Source organism: Sphingobium sp. TomMM15 (assembly GCF_055397045.1).
In genome coordinates this window covers 105,586-124,304 of record NZ_AP027316.1, presented here as the reverse complement: position 1 = coordinate 124,304, position 18,719 = coordinate 105,586, and the positions used below count along the sequence as shown (strand labels likewise).

Here is an 18,719-nt window from a genome sequence, read left to right as displayed (position 1 = left end):
CAATGTGGAACCGGAGAGAAATCATCGGAGCAGGGGCAGCGGCAGGTGTCGTCGCTGCCACGTCCGGGGACGCGTGGGGGCAGGCGTTAGTTGAGCGCGTCGACATCGACCTGCGACGCGACATCGGGCCGCTGGACCATGTCTGGTCGCGTTGTGCCGGGTCCGATCGCGCTTCGATCACGATGCGTGAGGCATGGCGGCATGATCTCGATCGGTTCCGCAAGGAAACGGGCCTGGAACGCGTGCGGTTCCACGGCATCCTGAACGACGATATGGGCGTGTGGCCAGGCGGCCTGCACGGCAAGGATCCCAATTTCCAGAATGTCGATGCGGTCTATGATGGCCTGCTCGATCGCGGCGTACAGCCGTTCGTCGAACTTAGCTATATGCCGAAAAAGCTCGCGAGCGGGCCGACCAAACTCGCCTTCACCTATGATGCCAACATCACGCCGCCCAAATCGCTGGAAGACTGGGGCGCCTTCATGCAGGTTTTCGTGCGCCATCTGCTGGATCGCTATGGCGCAACAGAAGTCCGGCAATGGTATTTCGAGGTCTGGAACGAGCCAAATCTGCGCTGGTTCTATAGCGGCACGCAGCAGGATTATTTTGCGATGTACAAGGCCACTGCCGCGGCGATCAAGGCGGTGGACCCGATGTTGCGCGTCGGCGGGCCTTCGACGGCGGCGGTTGGCTGGATCCCCGAATTTCTCGGCTTTTGCGAGCGCGAGCGCCTGCCGGTCGATTTCGTGACGACCCACATCTACGCAGGCGACGATCAGAAGGAAATGTTTGGGCAGGCCGGTAAATATCCGGTCAGCGAGGTTATCCCGGCCGCGATGAAGCAGGTGCGCGCGCAGATCGACGCCACCGCGTACAAAGGCGCCGAATTGTGGCTGAGCGAATGGTCGTCGGACAGTCCAGCGATGATTGCGCACATCATCAGCAGTTGCCTGCCCTATTGTCATGCAATGTCACAATGGGCGCTGAGTAACGCGTTCGAAGAGGTCAACATCCCCAATTTCATCCTTAGGGAGGGCGATAGTGGCTGGGGTATGCTGGCGCAGCGCAACATCGCGCGGCCGTCCTTCAATACCTACAAACTTATGCACCGGCTGGGGCAGCGGCGGCTGGCGGCAATCGGCCCCGCTTTGGCGAGCCGGACCGACAAGGGCGTGGCCGCGCTGGTGTGGAACCTGGCCGAAGTGCAGCAACCCTCAGGCATTCCGGGACGCTCGTCGGAGCGCAAGGTGACCGGAACGACCAAGCGTATCGATGTCGCCTTGCACGGCGCACGCGCGGGCAAGTCGGTCAAGCTCAGCTATGTCGATCAGGCGCGCGGATCGCCCTTGCCCAAATGGCGCGAGCTTGGCTCACCGCAATATCCGAAACAGGCCGAGATCGAGCAAATCCGGCGTGCGGCCGAACTCGCTCCGCCCGAGACGCGTCGGCTGGGGCGGGACGGCGTGCTGACGATCGAATTGCCGCCCGAAGGCGTGGCGCTCATCGAACTCGAATCCTGAAGGACGGTAACATATGAAGCGGCGTACCCTTCTCCAGTTGCTCGGCTGCAGCGCCGTGGCTGGCATGTTCAACGGGCCAGCCTTTGGCAAGGCTGCATCCGGCTTGAAGCCGGTAGGTGTTCGGACACAGCCCCCCGCCGATGGCGCGGCGTCGCTCAACGCCGGCTGGCGATTTCATCCCGGCGACATCGTGCCGCCACCGCTGCGCCAGCAATCCGAAAGCTATGTCGCCGCCAAGGCAGGGGGTGCGCGCGGTGCCGCCGCGGTCAATTACAGTGATGCCGACTGGCGCGTCCTTGACCTGCCGCACGACTGGGCGATGGAGGCTCCGCCGGTCGAGACGGAGAATATCGCGCAGGGCTATCGCAAGCGCGGGCTGGGCTGGTATCGGCGCGCCATCAGCCTCGATCCGGCGCTGGCCGGGCGCTATATCGAGATCCAGTTCGGCGCCATCGCCACCAACGCGACCATCTGGTTCAACGGGACGCCGGTGGCGCACAACTGGTCGGGCTATAATGGCTTTTCCATCGACATTACCGCCATGGCGCTGTTCGGCGACAAGCCCAACATCCTGGCGGTGCGGGTCGATGCGGACACGGCGGAGGGCTGGTGGTATGAAGGCGCGGGCATCTATCGCGACGTATGGCTGGTGGACCGCGCGCCGGTCAGTATCGTCACCGACGGCGTTCATGCCGACCCGCGCAAGGGGGCTGACGGTCAATGGCGCGTGCCGGTCAAGGTGACGCTCTATTCGATCGAGAAGCAGGCAGCACCAATGGAGGTGTCGGTCGATCTGATCGATCCCGATGGCGCGACCGTGGCGTCGGCGCGGGGCAGCGCGCACGCCGTGCCGCTGGAACGCAGCGTCGTGCGGGCGGAGATCGCCGGGATCAGCCCGCTGCTCTGGTCGATCGAGACGCCGAACCTCTACAGCGTGCGCACACGCCTGCTGCGGGGTGGCAAGGTGGTGGACGAACGAGTGACGCCATGCGGCTTCCGCACGATCCGGTTCGATGCGGCGAGCGGCTTTTTCCTCAATGACGTGGCCACCAAGATCAAGGGCGTGTGCCTGCACCAGGATCATGCCGGGGTCGGCGTAGCGGTGCCGCCCGCGCTGGTGGAATGGCGCGTGCGCCAAATGAAGGCGATGGGCTGCAACGCCATCCGCTGCTCGCACGGCGCACCCGACGCTGCGCTTCTCGACGCCTGCGATCGGCTGGGGATGCTGGTCATGGACGAGAATCGCAACTTCAACGTCAGCCCGGACTATATCGAACAGCTCCAATGGCTGGTCCAGCGCGACCGTAATCATCCCAGCATCATCCTGTGGTCGGTGTTCAACGAAGAACCGTTCCAGGGCACGCCGGTGGGCTATGAAATGGTCCGCCGCGCCACTGCGGCGGTAAAGGCGCTGGACGACAGCCGTCCTGTCACCGCGGCCATGAGCAACGGCATGTTCACGCCGGTCAATGTCGCGCAGGCGGTGGATGTCGTCGGCTTCAACTATCAGCACACCTCCTACGACCGCTTCCATGCCGCCAATCCGACGATACCCATGCTCAGTTCGGAGGACACCAGCGCCTTCATGACGCGCGGGGCGTGGGAAACGGACAAGGCGCGCAAGATCGCATCGAGTGACGACACGCAGCGTGCGGGTTGGGGCCTGACTCAGCGCGAAGGCTGGAAAGTGATCGAGACTCGGCCATATCTGGCCGGCGGCTTTGCCTGGACCGGGTTCGATTATCATGGCGAGCCGACGCCGCATAAATGGCCGGCGAACGTCAGCTATTTCGGCATCGTCGATCTGTGCGGATTCCCCAAGGCGGCTTTCTATCTGCGGCGGGCGATGTGGGTGAAGGATCGCCCGCTGCTCGACATATTGCCGCACTGGAACTGGGTGGGCCGCGAGGGCCAGCCGATCAAGGTCATGCTGGCGACCAATCTCGACCGCGTGGAACTGCGTTGTAATGGCAAGCTCGTTGGCGAGGGCAAGCCAGATCCCTATGACATGATCGCATTCGACGTGCCCTATCAGCCCGGCACGCTGGAAGCGCGCGGCTGGAAGGATGGTCGTCCCGTCGCCACGGCAAAGGTGGAGACGACGGGCGCAGCAGTGCGCCTGCGGTTGACGCCGGACCGGCAAGAACTCGCTGGCGATGGCGTAGACGCACAGCCGGTCACGATCGAGGCGGTCGATGCGAAGGGCCGCCCGGTGCCAACCGCGAACATGGCGGTGGATGTGGTAATCGGCGGTGGCCGCATCATCGGTGTCGGCAATGGTGACCAGACCTCGACCGCCCCGTCAAAGGGTAATCGCGTAAGCCTGTTCAACGGATTGGCGCAGGTGATTGTCCAGAGCGATCGCGGGAGTACGGGCAAGCTGACCCTGACCGCGCGGAGTGAGGGATTGCGCCCGGCTCTGGCGAGCCTGACCGTGCGCCCCGCCGCAATTCGTCAGTCGCTGCCGCCGTCCGCGCGCCAGGCCGTCTATGGCTGGCGACAGTCGCCCGTGATGCGCGAACGCCCGCGGACCATTCCTGACCTTGCCGACAATGACATGAACAGTTGGGATGCGGTGATCGCCGGCGAGCGACCGCCCGCTGCCGCAGGGGATGGCTTTGTGGTCGTGGCCACGCGGATCGCGAGGAGCGATGCGATGGGTGCCGGGGCGACGCTGAAGTTCGCCGGCATTTCAGGCAGCGGCGAAATTCTGGTGGACGGCGCAATCGTCGCGCGCAAGGCGGATGCAGCGCCTGGCGCGCTCGACGTCACGGTGCCGCCGGGCAAGGGAGATATATCGGTCGGGCTTGTTCTCAAGACGTCGACGGGCGCTGCGATCGGCCTGTCCGGGCCGGTGTTCGTTGAGGCGCGTCAATTATAACAAACATCGACGACCGAAGGAGGGGTGAATATGTGGCGGTTTCTTAAATGGACCGGGGCGCTGATGCTGTTCGGAGTCGTGCTGTTGGCCGGGTTGTTCATGTACGGCGTCGGCCCGGCCAATTTCGGTAGATTGGTGCTGGGTGTCGGCCGGAGCTACGATACGACGCCCCCTCTCCTTCCGCCGATATCGGCGGCAACGTCGATCCTTATCTTCTCCAAGACCAACGGGTTTCGGGACGCCCCGCAGATCCAAGCGGCCAATCGCGCACTTACGCAGATCGCGCGCCAGCGAGGCTGGGGCAGCGTCGTCACGGAGAATGCGGCGGTGTTCAATCCTGCGCAGTTGCGCCGTTTCAAGGCGGTGGTGTGGAACAGCGTGAGCGGCGATGTGCTCACCCCTGAGCAGCGCGCCGCGTTCCAGCAATGGCTGGAGGCCGGCGGCGGCTTCGTCGGACTTCACGGGTCGGGCGGCGATCCTGACTATGCGTGGAAATGGTATGTCGACGATCTGATCGGTGCGCAGTTCACGCGTCACACGATGGGGCCGCAATTTCAGCGCGCGACATTGGTTGTCGAGGACCGGACCCATCCAGCGACGCGGCATCTAGGCCCAACATGGGTGCGGACCGACGAATGGTACAGCTTTGCCGCCAGCCCGCGCGCAAAGGGCTATCATATTCTCGCGCGGATCGACGAGCGCAGCTACAGCCCGGCGATGAAGTTCCTACCGGTCGGACGCGGCACCGATATCGCGATGGGCGCCGATCATCCGATGATCTGGCTGCATTGCGTTGGCGACGGACGGGCGTTCTACTCGGCGCTGGGCCATCCTGCATCGGCTTATGCTGAGCGGGCGCACATCGAGATGATCGCTGGCGCTATCGCGTGGGCGGCGGGCATCGAAGGTTCGCGGTGCAAAAAGGGCAAAGAGGTTCCCCACGGGGGTTGATCCTCCAATGCTACCAGACGTCGCGGGCAGCCAGCAAGAGTTCGGCGCAGCGCAATGCCGCTGCGTCGGCCCTGGCCTCGCTGATCTCGCCCCCGGCGCTTTCCTGCAACATCCATCCACTGATCGCACTGACGAAATGACGGGCGAGATCATCCGCATCGCGCAGTGGCCGACCTTCTCGTGCAGCGGTGGCCTCCATATCCCGACGGACGAAATCGACGATGTAGAGATAGCCCGCTTCGTGCATGGCCTGCAACAGGTGCGGGAAGCGTTCGCCATTGCCCTGAATCAGGCGGATGAAAGCCTGTACCTCCGGCAGCCGTGCCGTACGCGCGATGGTGCAGGCGTGATGGCGCATCCGACCATTCATATCGTCAGGCATCATATGATCACGTTTGCTCGCGATCGAAGACCACTGCGCGATACGATCGCGAATGACCGCATCGAGCAGCGACTCTTTTGATGGGTAGCGCGAATAGAGCGTCGTCTTGGAAAGAGCGGCGGCGGCGGCGATGTTCTCCATCGTCACAAGGTCGAACCCCTCGCGCAGGAACAGGTCTCCCGCCGCCGAAAGGATTGCCCGTTCGATTGCAGCTGCACGGGCAAGACTTGGCCTGCCACGTCGCCCCGCATTTCCTTCTTTGCGATCAGTCATCGACATCGCTTTGGAACGGGCTTCAGCGCGATGCAACGAAACAGGCAGGCCAAAGGTCTTAAGCGCGCGAGACGTGCGATAGCGGGCCGTGTTCGGCTTATTTCGACAGCTTCGCCAAATCCGCGTCGATTGCCGCTAATTTCACATCGGTAATGTCGTCCGGCGAATATTGCTGGATATCCTTCAGCGTCATGGCGCGGGCCATATCAACCTGATCATTGGTGGTCATGCCGGGAATGTGCTTTTCCAGAATCGCCTTGGCAGCGGGATCGTCCAGTAGCGTACCGATATCGGTCGCGGCGCTGGTATATTTCGGTGCGGTCGCAGCGGCGGGGGCCCTTGCCGGGGCCGCAGGCGTCTGGGCAACGGCGGGCGTGGCCGCTAACGATAGCAATAGGGCGAGCGACAAAATACGCATAGTCGATTTCCTCTCTTCAACTCTCTTGCCATATTGGACGATCGCGTCCAAATTACAAGGATGTAGTTATCCGCGACTACAGCGGAAAATCGCAATTATTGCACGCCTAGCGGCGTGGTGGAGGGATGGCATGATTACACGGCGTAGCTTCGGAGCGGCAGTCGGCACTGGTGCTTTACTGGGCCTGCTACCGGAATCGGCCTCAGCCGCGCCCCCCGATGTGCGCTTTCCCGAGGGCTTCCGTTGGGGAAGCGCCACTTCGGCCTATCAGATCGAAGGCGCGGTCAAAGAGGACGGGCGTGGCGAATCCATTTGGGACGCTTTCTCCCATACTCCCGGCAAGATCGCCAACAACGACACCGGCGATGTCGCCAGCGACAGCTATCACCGCTATCGCGAAGATACGCAGCTGCTCAAGGGTCTTGGGGCCAACGCCTACCGCTTGTCGATCGCCTGGCCGCGCATCTTCCCCAAGGGTCGGGGCAAGCCGAACCGCAAGGGTGTCGATCATTACAATCGGGTCGTCGACAACCTGCTGGAAAACGGGATCGAGCCCCACGTCACGCTCTACCATTGGGACCTGCCCACAGCGCTGCCCGGCGGCTGGCAGTCGTGCGACACGGCCCAGGCCTTCGCCGATTATGCGGGCTATATGGCCGAGCAGCTGTCCGACCGGGTAGACCACTTCATCACGATGAACGAGTTCCGTTCGTTCGTGGATGGCGGTTATCTCGGCGGGCTGCACGCTCCCGGACTGCGGCTGCCGCTACAGGAAGTGCATCAAGTCGGGCATCACGCCCTGCTGGCCCACGGGATGGCCGTGCGTGCCATCCGCGCGCAGGCCAAGCGTCCCGTACAGATTGGGTTTGCCGAGAACCCGATGTCGCCAGTGCCTGTCATCGATACGCCCGAACATGTCGAGGCTGCCAAGCGCGCTATGCGATTGATGAACGGTCCTTATCTGACGACGATCATGGAGGGGCAGTATCCTGAGGAATTGCTACTTCCAACGGCGCGCCCTCCGAAAATCGCAGATGGCGACATGGCGCTGATCGGGAGCCCCCTCGATTTCCTCGCGCTCAATGTTTATGCGCCCACCTATGTGAAGGCCGCGCCGGACACCAAGCGCGGCTACGCCGTGGTCACCACGCCGCGTTCCTTCCCGCGCATGTCGCTGCCATGGTTGCTGGTCGGCCCGGAGGCAGGTTATTGGGCAGTGCGTCTCGCATCCGATCTGTGGAAGCCCCGCGCGCTTTATATATCCGAAAATGGGTGCTCGGCAGACGACACATTGGTGAATGGGCAGGTGAACGACATCGATCGTGTGATGTTCCTGCGCAATTATCTCACGCAACTGGGTCGGGCGACCCGCGAGGGTTACCCCTTAAAGGGCTATTTCCTGTGGAGTCTGCTCGACAATTTCGAGTGGGCTGACGGCTATAGCAAGCGCTTCGGGATTCACTATGTCGACTATGCCACCCAGCAGCGCATCCCCAAGCTGAGCGCCACCTGGTATCGGGAAGTCATTCGCCGCAACGCGGTCGTCTGAGCATGGAGACACATATAGCCTCTAAAAGGGCGCGGAACATCGAATATCAATCGCAAGATCCTCGCTACTCGGATTTAGGTCGCTACACGCGTGCGCCGGGCTCGGTAACGATATCTTCAGCTTCCCGGTTACTGACCCTCACTTCGTCCTTAACAACAGCCAAGCCGGGGCGGACCATTTCCACTACCGCAGCATACCTTGCGAGGCAGTATACGACGTCCGCATCGCTTACTGGGACGATATCCAGGTTGAGCTGATCCATCAGCGCAACGACGCGCCGTCCATTTACACCGAATGGCGCGCGGGCAATGGTCTGCATCACACGTGCATCCTCGTCGATGATATGGACGAAGCGTTACGCGTTTGCGCGGACAACGGTGCCCCCCTGCTCCAGGATGGGCAGTTCGGCCCTGCGCGCTTCGCTTATGTTGACACTGGCGGCGGCCCGGGTTCGATACTGGAGATGCTGGCCGCGCCCTCCGATGTGCATGAACGCTATGCTAAGTTCCGGAACGTGGCACGCAGCTGGCGAGGTGAGGATCCCGTGCGAAACTGGCTGGACGTTTGAGCCACGGAACTGGTGGACCTATAAGGGTTTTGTCCCAGCCGCCTGAGCGGTAGGTCCCTGCCAGGACGCGTCCGCGCCATGGGTGGAGCGCGGCTTCTGTAAAGTGCGAGATCAGCATTGGAAAGCTTCTCCCGCGAGGCTCCATCAGGCGGCGGCAAATGTCGACCGCGAAGATGCTGAGCTCCGCGGATACCGTTCAACGCGAAAAGCCGTTGCGCGAAGATCCGCAATTGATGACCGCAGCGCCAACAACCTTAGCTAAGAATAGGTTCTCGGCTCATCGGCATAAAGCAGGGACGCGCGCATCATCCTGGCGGTGCCGGGCAATTCAGCCGGGCACGGTACGCTATGCACCGCTTCTCACTTGACTGGGAGACCAACCGGTCTACGAACGTCGCAAAATCAAAGTGGCAGCAGGAGAGCGGGCGATGAACATCATTACCACTGTAGGATCGGGCCATGATGTTGAAATTCCGCTAACAATGCCCCTCCTCCAAGTCCACGGCGTCAACGATATGCGGCTTGATGAAGTCGCAGTGCCGGAAGTCGGTCCACGAGATGTGCTGGTCCGCGTCGGCGCAATTGGCGTGTGCGGTAGCGATCTCGGCTATGTAACAGGCGGCGGCCTGGGCGGCGGCGGCGAATTGACGGAGCCGCTGCCGATTGGCCATGAGTTTGCGGGCGTGGTCGAACGTGCGGGCTCTGAGGTGCAGGGGATTGCCCCGGGTCAGCGTTGCGCAGTTAACCCGGATGTCGGGGTCATTGGAGGCGGCGGTCCGACGGGCGCCTTCGCGCCGTTCATCCTGATCCCGCAGGCGCAGTTAGGGATCGACATCTGCCCTATTCCCGATTCGCTGTCCCTGGAGAAGGCCGCGCTGGCGGAGCCGTTGTCAGTCGGCCTGCACGGCGTGAATATCGGCCAGGCCAAGGCCGGCGAGAAGGTCGTCATCCTGGGTGCCGGACCGATCGGGTTGTGCACAATCATTTGCCTGCGCCACCGCGGCATCGACGATATCGTCATCGCCGACTTGTCGGACGCACGACTGGAACGCGCCCGCCAACTTGGCGCACGGGTGACGATCAATCCATCGCGCGAGCCGCTTGCGGCGCGTGTCGGCGAAGCGCACGGCACCGGTGACCGCTTCGGCATGCCGTTTGTCGGCAGCGACATCATCATCGACGCCGCCGGATCGGCCAAGGCGCTCGAGGAACTGCTCGATGTCGCCAAGTTCCGCGCGCGGATCGTGGTCGTCGCGCTTCACAAAAAGCCGATGCCGGTCAACCTGTGGAAGATGATGGCCAACGAATTCAGTATTACGGGGTCCATCGCCACTGACCGAGCCGACGAGTTCAACGAGTGCCTGGCCATGCTGGCCGAAAGCGCGATCGACGTCGAGCCGCTCATCAGTCACCGGATCGGTTTTGAACAGGTGGAGGAAGCATTCCGCATCGCGTCGGATACGGAACGGTCGGCAAAGGTTATCGTCACTTTCGCGTGAAGGCCGGTTCGTAGCGAAGTATCAGGAGGGATGGTTGAGGATATGGGGCAGGTGCAGGATATTTACATCGATGACATGGCGGACCCCGAGGTCACCCCTGCGATCCATGCTGCACGGCAAGGTTCCCCCGACCTGCCCGACCGGATGACGGTGGACGAAGTCCTCGCGCGGGCCGTGGTGGCTGCTGACGGACTTGATGACTTTGGCGAGGATCAGAGCTTTCGCGAGCGGATGGCGGTAACGCTGCAGGCGTGGGAGGAGGATGAAGGCCTCACGCGTGGCGGCCGAGTTACGCTGCTCGATCATATGGTTCGCGTGATGGCGAACCGGCTGCGGATTGAGGATATCGTCAAGCGCCATCCGGAAATCCTCGACATCCAGATCGATCGGCCTCTGTTCATCGCCGGTCTGCCACGTTCGGGGACCACCCATCTCGTCAACTGGCTGGCGCGCGACGAGCGGCTCCGGTCGCTCACACTGTGGGAATCGGAGGAGCCGGTTCCGGTGAGGGAACTGGCACCCGGCGAGGTCGATCCGCGACACGCGCGGAGTGCCGAAATGTGGGGCGCGTTCGAGGCGATGCTGCCGCACATGGCGGCGATGCACGGCATGGACGCCGCATCCATCCATGAGGACAACGAACTCCTCTATATGGATCTGAACTGTTATAGTTGGGAATATCAGTCGCGCATTCCGCGCTGGATCGATCATTATTTCGCCCATGATCGCACACCCAGCTATCGTTATGAAAAGAAGGTGCTTCAGGTTCTGACCTGGTATCGCGGCCCGAACCGCTGGCTGCTCAAGTCCCCCCAGCATATGGAAAATCTGGCCGCGATCCGTGAGGTGTTCCCGGACGCAACCATGGTCATCACGCATCGCGACCCGATCGCAGTGCTACGCTCGCTGACGACGATGGTTGGCTATTGCGACCGGATCCGCCGCGACCCGGTCGATCCCCCTGCCCTTGCCCGGCTCTGGCTCGATCGCATCGAGCGGTTGCTGCGCGCCTGTGTCGATCAGCGTGATGCATGGCCCGCCGAACAGTCCGCCGACATATTGTTCCACGAATATATGTCGGATCAGGAAAGCGTGCTGCGCCGCGTCTATGAGCTGGCCGGTCTCGATCTCACGCCGGAGATCGAGACGCAGTTGCTCGGCTATCTGGACGAAAACCCGCGCAACAAGCACGGCAAGGTGATCTACGATCTGGAGGGTGTGTTCGGGCTGGACGAGGCGGCGGCACGCGAACGCTTCGCTTTCTACTATGATCGATTCCCGGTACGTCAGGAAGCCTGAGGCGGTGACCGTTCTCGCGCTCGATCACGTCAATATCCGCACGCAGGATGTGTCCGGCACCGCGAACTTCCTGCGCGATCTGCTTGGCGTCCGCCCCGATGTCGCGCCGGGCGCGGCCTCGATTGACTAGGGCTGCTGGATGCATAACGCCGGGGAACGCCCGATCATCTATATCGGCGCGATTGATGCCGCCTATCCCAGCGATGGAGCTGTGCCGTTCACCGCCGGGCGCGGCAGCCGCGCAGTCCACCATGTCGCGCTGGCATGCACCGGCTACGATGCGATGATCGCCCGGCTCAACCGGGTGGCCGCGTCCTGTTCATGCAACGACATAGCGCAGATCGGCCTGCGCCAGATTTTCGTCACAGAAGCCAACGTCTCCTGCTCGACCTCAACTATCGGGAGGCGTCATGCTGACATCGCGGAATCTCGTTCTGTGCGCCCCCCCCTTGTCTCCCAGGCGTAAGATCTTACTGAGCCCGTCGCCACCATGTGCGACGGCGGCGGCACAGCTCATACTGGACGTGGTGCAAATTTGTGGCGGAACGCCGCTGGGTGGAGGTTAACAGTATGAACGTTCGATATGATTTCCGGGGCGCGAGGGTTCTCGTGACCGGCGGGACCAGCGGCATTGGTGCGGCGACCGCCGCCGCCTATCGCGAAGCTGGCGCAGAGGTGACAATCACCGGCACCCGGGCGAGCGCGGACGACTATGATGCCGACCTGTCGGGCTACCGCTATCTGCAACTGGATATCGAAAACGCCGCCAGCATCGATGCCATGGCAGCGCAGATCGGCTCGCTTGATATATTGGTCAACAATGCCGGCATGGCGCTGCCGAGCCTTGGCCTCGATGAATATGAACCGGAGATTTTCGCGCGCGCTGTCAACATGCTGCTGATCGGCGCATTTCGCGTGTCGCGGCGGCTGCATGACCGTCTTGCCGAAAGCCGGATAGAGGGCGGTGCCTCGATCGTCAGTATCGGGTCGATGAGTTCCTTTTTCGGCATGGCGATCGTGCCCGGCTATGGCGCTGCGAAGACCGGCCTGGTGGGGCTGACTCGGGCGCTGGCGGTGAAATGGAGCGAGCAGAATATCCGCGTCAACGCGGTGGCGGCGGGCCTTACGCGGAGCCGGATGACGGAGGGCACCTTTGCGGAGGAAGGGTGGACCACGCCGACTCTTGCACGTACCCCGCTGGGCCGACTGGGAGAGGCCGACGATATCGCCGGTTCGATCCTGTTCCTCACCAGCAGTGGCGCAAGCTGGATCACGGGCCAGACCCTCGCTGTCGATGGCGGCTACACGGTGTCAGGATAGGCTGCGTGACGGGGGACTTTGTTGTGTCGCAGTTTGCGCTCCGACGACGTGGCATGGGCAAGACGGAGCGGCCTGTCGGTGCCCGTGCCGAAGGTAGTCGGCCGCGTCTAGGACAGCAGCAGCACCGCTTATATATGGACGGTTGGCGAGCGTGGGTAGAAATTCCGCATAAAACAGGAGATGAGAGCATGACCGACGCCGCAAGCCAAAGGTTGTTGAACGGACAAGCCTGGGACGATTTCTGCGAAACGCTGCGCCTTACCGGGCATGAAATCGGCCGATGGGGTGACGTGCCCGACGCGCTCGATCGCACCGAATGGTATCGATACCTCAGTCGTCTAACGCGTAACGGCCTGGAGCGCTTTGTCGAAAATAGCGAGCCGGACAGCCCTCGCTTGCGCGATACGCCGTTCCGCTGCTCGATCAACGCGCAGCACCCAGGGCAGGATCATCTTCTCTCGGAATGGTTTGAACCGGGTTATGAATACCGGATGTGGGGCAATCGTGGCACGGTCGATTATTTCGTGATCGGCGTGTGGAAGGCGGCCCAGAACAGCGATGTCGGCGCGGTTAATTGGGCCGAACGGGGCCCGGAAAGCCTGCGCGAATTTGACCCTGCGATGCTCTACACGACGGGTTTTCTGCAGAGCGACAACATTCACTTCGATGAGCATGGTAATTTCGAGGTGATGCTTACCCGTGAACGTCCCGCCGACGGGCACGACTGGCTGCAAATCGGCGACGACACCGTCGGTCTGCTAGTGCGGATCGTGCATCAGAAGCGGAATGTGGAAACCGATCCGGTCATGCACATCGAACGGATCGACCAACCGGCCCAGCGACCGCTGCGCCCGAGCGAGCTGTCCACCAATCTTGCCCGCGCCGCCCAGATGGTGCGCGGCTATGCCGAGCTACCGCGCGCTTGGTGGTTCGACAACCTTGCAAAGCGCAAGAACCAGCTGCAATTCTCGCGCGCCGTCTACCTCAGCAATGGGGGCGTCGCCGACCGGCACCACGCATTCGGCGTTTGGGAAAAGCCGGAAGGCATGGCGCTGGTGTTTCACTTCCCGGTGCCGCAAGCGGAAAACTGGATTTTCCAGCTGCTCAATATCTTTCAGGAGAATCTCGACATCTATGAACATGGCGGTGGCTACATCGAAAACCGCCGTGCAGTGCTGGAGGCGGACGGATCAGCCTATGTCATCATAGCCGAGGAAGACCCTGGCGTCGGCGGCAACTGGATCAGCAGCTTCGGTCACCTGCACGGCACGATGAGCCTGCGCTTTATCAAGTGCGAGACCCCACCTGAGGTGACCGCTTATATGGTCCCTTGGGATATGTTGCGGGAGTCCGGGCGTGCAGCGCTTAACGATGCTGAACCGATTCGGAGCGGTGGGTTTGTCGATTGAAACGTTCAGGGTGCAACGAGTGAGCGCGTTGAAGCCCGTCCTGCTGTCAAGTTGGATCATGCTTACAGTCGAACGCCGCCCCACCATATACTACCTGCCTCATGCGTCCTGCCCACGAAGCGATGACTTTGGGGAGCGAGAAGGGAGGTGACACTCGATACCACCGTCGAGCGGGAGCCATTGCCAACCAGCCGGGCGGAGCAGACCCGGGCTAAGAAGCAGCGTGTCCTCGACGTCGCACGCAACCGGTTCGTACATTATGGTTATCGCGCAGTTACCATGGAGACGATTGCGCGCGTCTCGGCAGTCTCCAAGCAATCACTCTATCTATGGCATGTAGACAAGCCCGCGTTGTTTAAAGCCTGTCTGGTTGATGGAGCGCTTCGGTTGCCCGTATTGCGGTTTGATCCCGATACCGACATCGAAGACGACTTGCGGACGTTCGGCGTTGCGCTTCTGAGCGAGCTGGCCCAGCCCAGCAGTATCGGCTTCGGCGCGGTCCTCATCCGGGAGGCACACGAATTCCCGGAGATCGCACAGCTGGTCCGGCGCAACCGGGAGCAATATTTGGTCCAGCCTATAGCCGAATATCTCTACCAAAAAGGTCTGGCAGGCAACGACAGGCGGGGGATGGCCGACTTGTGGATTTCGTTGTTGCTTGCTCCGATTCATAACCATCTGCTGCTGGGCGATACATTGCCGGACGAAATGACATTCGCATCACACGTCAGAACTGCCACTGCCGTCTTTCTACGGGGTGCAACCATTTGTTAGGATGATCGGGGATGTCGCGCTCGCTTAACCAAGTCGCTATGCCGCGCTGGTGAATCCGCCTTGCCCGGAATAGCTATTGTTGCTGTCGCGCGAAGCCATGATGAAATGACTGGACAGCGTGTCTCAGCGCACTAAGCAGTATCCGCTCAGTTCGCTGGGGCAAGCTGCGAGCCTACCATAAGGCCGACAGAAGAGGGAGAGGTCATGACTGCACAAAGAGGCGGGCGGCGACTCGGTTATCGCACTGCTATTGGCCGTTGAATGGGTTACCAAGCCCTGCTTCGAACCGAGCGCGCAATAAGCGTCACTGTTCGGCACCCCTAAACGCGATAGCCACTGCCCAAAGGCGAGGAAGCGGAGAAGCATGAACATCGCAGTACACACAGCAGCCCTGCGAGTGGCACTGCTCGCGGCCACCATGTCTTCAGCGCTCCCGGCCCGTGCCGACAACGAACATCCTCAAGGCGCTGCGCAGCAGGACGACGCAAGGTTGCTGGAAGACCAGTTCCGCTACCCACCGTTGAGCGCAAGGCCGCGCGTCTGGTGGCACTGGATGAACGGTAACATCACCAAGGACGGCATCGCCAAGGATCTCGCGTGGATGAAGCGGATGGGGATCGGTGGGGTGCAGACCTTCGACGCCAACCTGCAGACCCCTCAGGTGGTCGATAAGCGGCTGGCTTACATGACTCCCGAATGGAAAGACGCCTTCCGGTTCGCCGCTGCGGAGGCCGAGCGCCACGGTCTTGAACTTGCCATCGCCTCCTCGCCCGGCTGGTCGGAGACCGGGGGGCCGTGGGTGCCCCCTGCGGACGGGCTTAAGAAGCTGGTTTGGAGCGAGACGGCGGTTGCCGGCGGGAAGCCGTTCAAGGGAAAGCTGGCGGCGCCCCCCACGACCACCGGCCCCTTCCAGACCCTGAGCAACGTCAGCGTGTTTGCGGCACTTTCCGGCGAACGACCGAAAAAGGCAGCGGAACATTACGCGGACGTTGTGGTCTTGGCCTATCCCGCCAAGCCAGCCGCAGCCCTGACCCCGATGGCGGCGCACGACAGCAGCGGCGTTCCGCTTCCGGTCGCACCGCTAAGTGACCGCGATCTGCTGTCGACGGTTACCATGAAGCGTCCTGCCGGGAACCAGGCTCCAGCGGTCGAGCTTGATTACGGTCGCCGCGTCACCGTGCGCTCCGCGGAACTGTTCGTACCCAATGCGGCGGCTCCGTACGAAGGGGCGTTGTTCTATGCGAGCCTCGAGGCCAGCGACAATGGCACGGACTGGCGCCAGGTCGCTGCGATGACCACTGACGCCGTTCCGCAGACAGCCAGCTTCGCGCCCGTGACCGCGCGGAAGTTCCGCATCGTACTGACCAAGCGCGCCTCGGCGCTGAACATGGGCACGCCGGTCGCCGGGTTCGCCATGGGCGACCTGAGCGAAGCGGCCAACACGGCCCTCGAAGCCCTGCCGATCAAGGTAGCCGAATTTCGGCTTTCGGATGAGGCGCGGATCGACAAGAGCGAAACCAAGGCGGGGTTTACCGTAGCATCCGACTATTATGCGTTGGGCCGGCCTGCCGCAGAGACGCCCGGGATCGATCCGGCCACCGTGATCGATCTTACGGCGCGGATGCGTGCCGACGGAACGCTGGACTGGAACCCGCCCAAGGGAAACTGGCGCGTGCTGCGCCTTGGATATTCGCTGCTGGGAACCGAAAATCATCCGGCACCGCCCGAAGCCACCGGGCTGGAAGTCGATAAGTTCGATGGCGCCGCGGTTCGGCGCTATCTCGATCACTACCTCGGCATGTATCGCGATGCAGCAGGTGAGGGCATGATCGGCGGCAGGGGCGTACGCGCCCTCCTGACCGACAGCATCGAGGTAGGCGCGGCCAACTGGACCCCCAGGATGATCGCGCAATTCAAACGTCTGCGCGGCTATGATCCGACCCCATGGCTTCCCGCCTTGACAGGCATTCTCATGGGATCGCGCGCCGAAAGCGACAAGTTCCTGTACGACTACCGCCGCACGCTCGCAGACCTGATGGCCAGCGAACATTATGGGACCATCGCCGCATTGGCCCACGAGAATGGCCTCAAGGTCTATGGCGAGGCGCTCGAGGATCGCCGCCCTTCGCTCGGCGACGACATGGCGATGCGGAGGTACGCCGACTTTCCGATGGCCGCGATGTGGACGCACTCCCGCACGAGTGGGCCAAAGCCGACATATTTAGCCGATATCAAGGGTGCGGCATCCGTCGCTCACATTTACGGCCAGAACATCGTTGCGGCTGAATCGCTAACGGCATCGCTGAACCCGTGGAATTATGCACCAAGTGATTTGCGCCGGGTTATCGACCTCGAATTCGTCACTGGGGTCAACCGCCCGGTGATTCACACCTCCGTCCACCAACCGGTCGAGAAGAAGCCCGGTCTGTCGCTGTACATTTTCGGTCAGTATTTCAACCGCCACGAAAGCTGGGCTGAGATGGCGCGGCCATGGGTCGATTACATGGCACGAACTGCATTCATGCTCCAGCAGGGCCGTAATGTTGCCGATGTCGGCTATTTCTACGGTGAGGAGGCGCCACTGACGGGGCTTTATAGCAAACAACGGGTGGCTGACGCGCCGGGCAGATATGCCTACGACTTCATCAACGCGGATGCGCTGACGGGTGCCCTGACGAACGACGGCGACGAGCTTGTGACGCCCGGAGGGGCTCGATACAAGGCGCTGTATCTGGGAGGTTCGTCGCGGATGATGACGCTGCCAGCGCTGCAACGGATTGCAGCGCTGGCCGAGGGCGGGGCGACGATCATCGGCAACCGTCCGCAGGGTTCACCAAGCCTGGCTGACGATACCGCGGCCTGGCAGGCGCTGGCGGACCGGCTGTGGCCTGGGGGCGAACTGACCCAGATCGGCAGGGGCCGCGTCATCGCCGGCACCAACATCGAAGCCGGGCTGAGCCGGATCGGCGTAGCGCCCGACTTCCGCTTCACCGGCGGGCAGACGGACAGCGATATCCCCTTTGTTCACCGCAAGCTGAATGACGGGAACAGCTATTACCTCGTCAATCGCCTCAACCGTCCCGAAAAGATCGAAGCCCGTTTCCGGATTACCGGCAAGGCGCCCGAGTTGTGGCATGCAGACAGCGGAATCACGGAGCCCGTCAGCTATCGCACTAGCGGCGACGAGACGATCGTCTCGCTCATGCTTGACAGCGAGGAGTCGGTGTTCGTCGTGTTTCGCAAGCCCGCCACCACTGACGCCCTTACCATAGCGGCACCGGTGCTACAGACCGCCGCAACGCTTGACGGACCCTGGGCGGTGACGTTCCAGAAAGACCGCGGCGCGCCCGCATCGACGACGCTGCCCGCGCTCGCTCCGCTGAACGAAAGTTCTGACCCGGGGATCAAGTACTTCTCGGGCATGGCGACCTACGCCAAACATTTCACTATGCCGAGGGACTGGAAAAAGGGTCAGCCGTTGTGGCTTGACTTGGGCGAAGTCCGCGAACTGGCGGAGGTCAGGCTCAACGGTCAGGATTCTGGAACCGTGTGGCACGCTCCATACCGGATCGACATCGGCAAGCAGGCACGGCCGGGCCGCAATCGTCTCGAGATTACGGTGGCGAACTTGTGGGTCAACCGCCTAATCGGCGATGCCCAACCGGGCGCGACCAAGGTTGCGTGGACCGCGATGCCAACCTACAGCGCGACGGCCCCGCTGCGCGCGGCCGGGCTGATCGGGCCGGTGCGGCTGCTGCGACAGACCGCAATAGAATGAGTACCCGCGAAACAGGCGCTTCGTGGGCGTGCCGGCAGCATCTACAGCTAGTCCGATCTCATCCGACAATAGACCGCCGCTCGTCTCGGCGGCCGCAG

General features: G+C 62.2%; 16 protein-coding genes. 13 read left to right on the top strand and 3 right to left on the bottom strand.

Going from position 1 to position 18,719, the window contains the following annotated elements; translation table 11 throughout:
• Positions 1–2 precede the first annotated feature (2 nt).
• Genes ACZ51H_RS17570 through ACZ51H_RS17560 form a run of 3 tightly spaced genes read left to right on the top strand, consistent with a single transcriptional unit; the run spans position 3 to position 5,352 of the window.
• Positions 3–1,520, top strand: coding sequence for a GH39 family glycosyl hydrolase (locus tag ACZ51H_RS17570; protein ID WP_464803688.1), 1,518 nt, complete (start codon positions 3–5; stop codon positions 1,518–1,520).
• A gap of 13 nt (positions 1,521–1,533) precedes the next feature.
• Positions 1,534–4,401 carry a beta-galactosidase GalA gene (gene galA / locus ACZ51H_RS17565; RefSeq protein WP_464803687.1) on the top strand — a complete coding sequence of 956 codons (2,868 nt, stop codon included), beginning with the start codon at positions 1,534–1,536 and terminating at the stop codon, positions 4,399–4,401.
• Positions 4,402–4,431: 30 nt separating this feature from the next.
• Complete coding sequence (locus ACZ51H_RS17560; protein ID WP_464803686.1) at positions 4,432–5,352, top strand: ThuA domain-containing protein; 921 nt, start codon at positions 4,432–4,434, stop codon at positions 5,350–5,352.
• Positions 5,353–5,362: 10 nt separating this feature from the next.
• On the opposite strand, the gene ACZ51H_RS17555 is transcribed toward ACZ51H_RS17560, so the two are convergent.
• Positions 5,363–6,007, bottom strand: coding sequence for a TetR/AcrR family transcriptional regulator (locus ACZ51H_RS17555; protein WP_464803685.1), 645 nt, complete (start codon positions 6,005–6,007; stop codon positions 5,363–5,365).
• 97 nt (positions 6,008–6,104) lie between these two features.
• The gene (locus ACZ51H_RS17550; RefSeq protein ID WP_464803684.1) at positions 6,105–6,425 is read right to left on the bottom strand and encodes a hypothetical protein; all 321 of its coding nucleotides are present in this window, start codon (positions 6,423–6,425) and stop codon (positions 6,105–6,107) included.
• Positions 6,426–6,555: 130 nt separating this feature from the next.
• On the opposite strand from ACZ51H_RS17550, the gene ACZ51H_RS17545 reads away from it, so the two are divergent.
• A complete protein-coding gene (locus tag ACZ51H_RS17545; RefSeq protein WP_464803683.1) occupies positions 6,556–7,974 on the top strand; it encodes a GH1 family beta-glucosidase in 1,419 nt (472 codons plus the stop codon).
• 82 nt (positions 7,975–8,056) lie between these two features.
• On the opposite strand, the gene ACZ51H_RS17540 is transcribed toward ACZ51H_RS17545, so the two are convergent.
• Entirely contained in the window at positions 8,057–8,293 is a 237-nt protein-coding gene (locus ACZ51H_RS17540; protein WP_464803682.1) for a hypothetical protein, read from the bottom strand.
• On the opposite strand from ACZ51H_RS17540, the gene ACZ51H_RS17535 reads away from it, so the two are divergent.
• From ACZ51H_RS17535 to ACZ51H_RS17495, 9 genes are all read left to right on the top strand, one after another.
• Positions 8,198–8,542, top strand: a complete 345-nt coding sequence (locus tag ACZ51H_RS17535; protein WP_464803708.1) for a VOC family protein — start codon at positions 8,198–8,200, stop codon at positions 8,540–8,542. The genes ACZ51H_RS17540 and ACZ51H_RS17535 overlap by 96 nt on opposite strands.
• 515 nt (positions 8,543–9,057) lie before the next feature.
• A complete protein-coding gene (locus tag ACZ51H_RS17530; protein WP_464803681.1) occupies positions 9,058–10,041 on the top strand; it encodes a zinc-dependent alcohol dehydrogenase in 984 nt (327 codons plus the stop codon).
• Between the two features lie 30 nt (positions 10,042–10,071).
• A complete protein-coding gene (locus ACZ51H_RS17525; RefSeq protein WP_464803680.1) occupies positions 10,072–11,340 on the top strand; it encodes a sulfotransferase family protein in 1,269 nt (422 codons plus the stop codon).
• A 4-nt stretch (positions 11,341–11,344) separates the two neighbouring features.
• Positions 11,345–11,470: a hypothetical protein gene (locus ACZ51H_RS17520; protein ID WP_464803679.1), complete on the top strand. Its 126-nt coding sequence runs from the start codon at positions 11,345–11,347 to the stop codon at positions 11,468–11,470.
• 9 nt (positions 11,471–11,479) lie between these two features.
• Positions 11,480–11,806: a hypothetical protein gene (locus ACZ51H_RS17515; protein ID WP_464803678.1), complete on the top strand. Its 327-nt coding sequence runs from the start codon at positions 11,480–11,482 to the stop codon at positions 11,804–11,806.
• A 104-nt stretch (positions 11,807–11,910) separates the two neighbouring features.
• Entirely contained in the window at positions 11,911–12,660 is a 750-nt protein-coding gene (locus ACZ51H_RS17510; protein WP_464803677.1) for an SDR family NAD(P)-dependent oxidoreductase, read from the top strand.
• A gap of 188 nt (positions 12,661–12,848) precedes the next feature.
• A complete protein-coding gene (locus ACZ51H_RS17505) occupies positions 12,849–14,069 on the top strand; it encodes a hypothetical protein (RefSeq protein WP_464803676.1) in 1,221 nt (406 codons plus the stop codon).
• A gap of 147 nt (positions 14,070–14,216) precedes the next feature.
• Positions 14,217–14,843 carry a TetR/AcrR family transcriptional regulator gene (locus tag ACZ51H_RS17500; protein WP_464803675.1) on the top strand — a complete coding sequence of 209 codons (627 nt, stop codon included), beginning with the start codon at positions 14,217–14,219 and terminating at the stop codon, positions 14,841–14,843.
• 364 nt (positions 14,844–15,207) lie between these two features.
• Positions 15,208–18,621, top strand: a complete 3,414-nt coding sequence (locus ACZ51H_RS17495; RefSeq protein WP_464803674.1) for a glycosyl hydrolase — start codon at positions 15,208–15,210, stop codon at positions 18,619–18,621.
• Positions 18,622–18,719 lie beyond the last annotated feature (98 nt).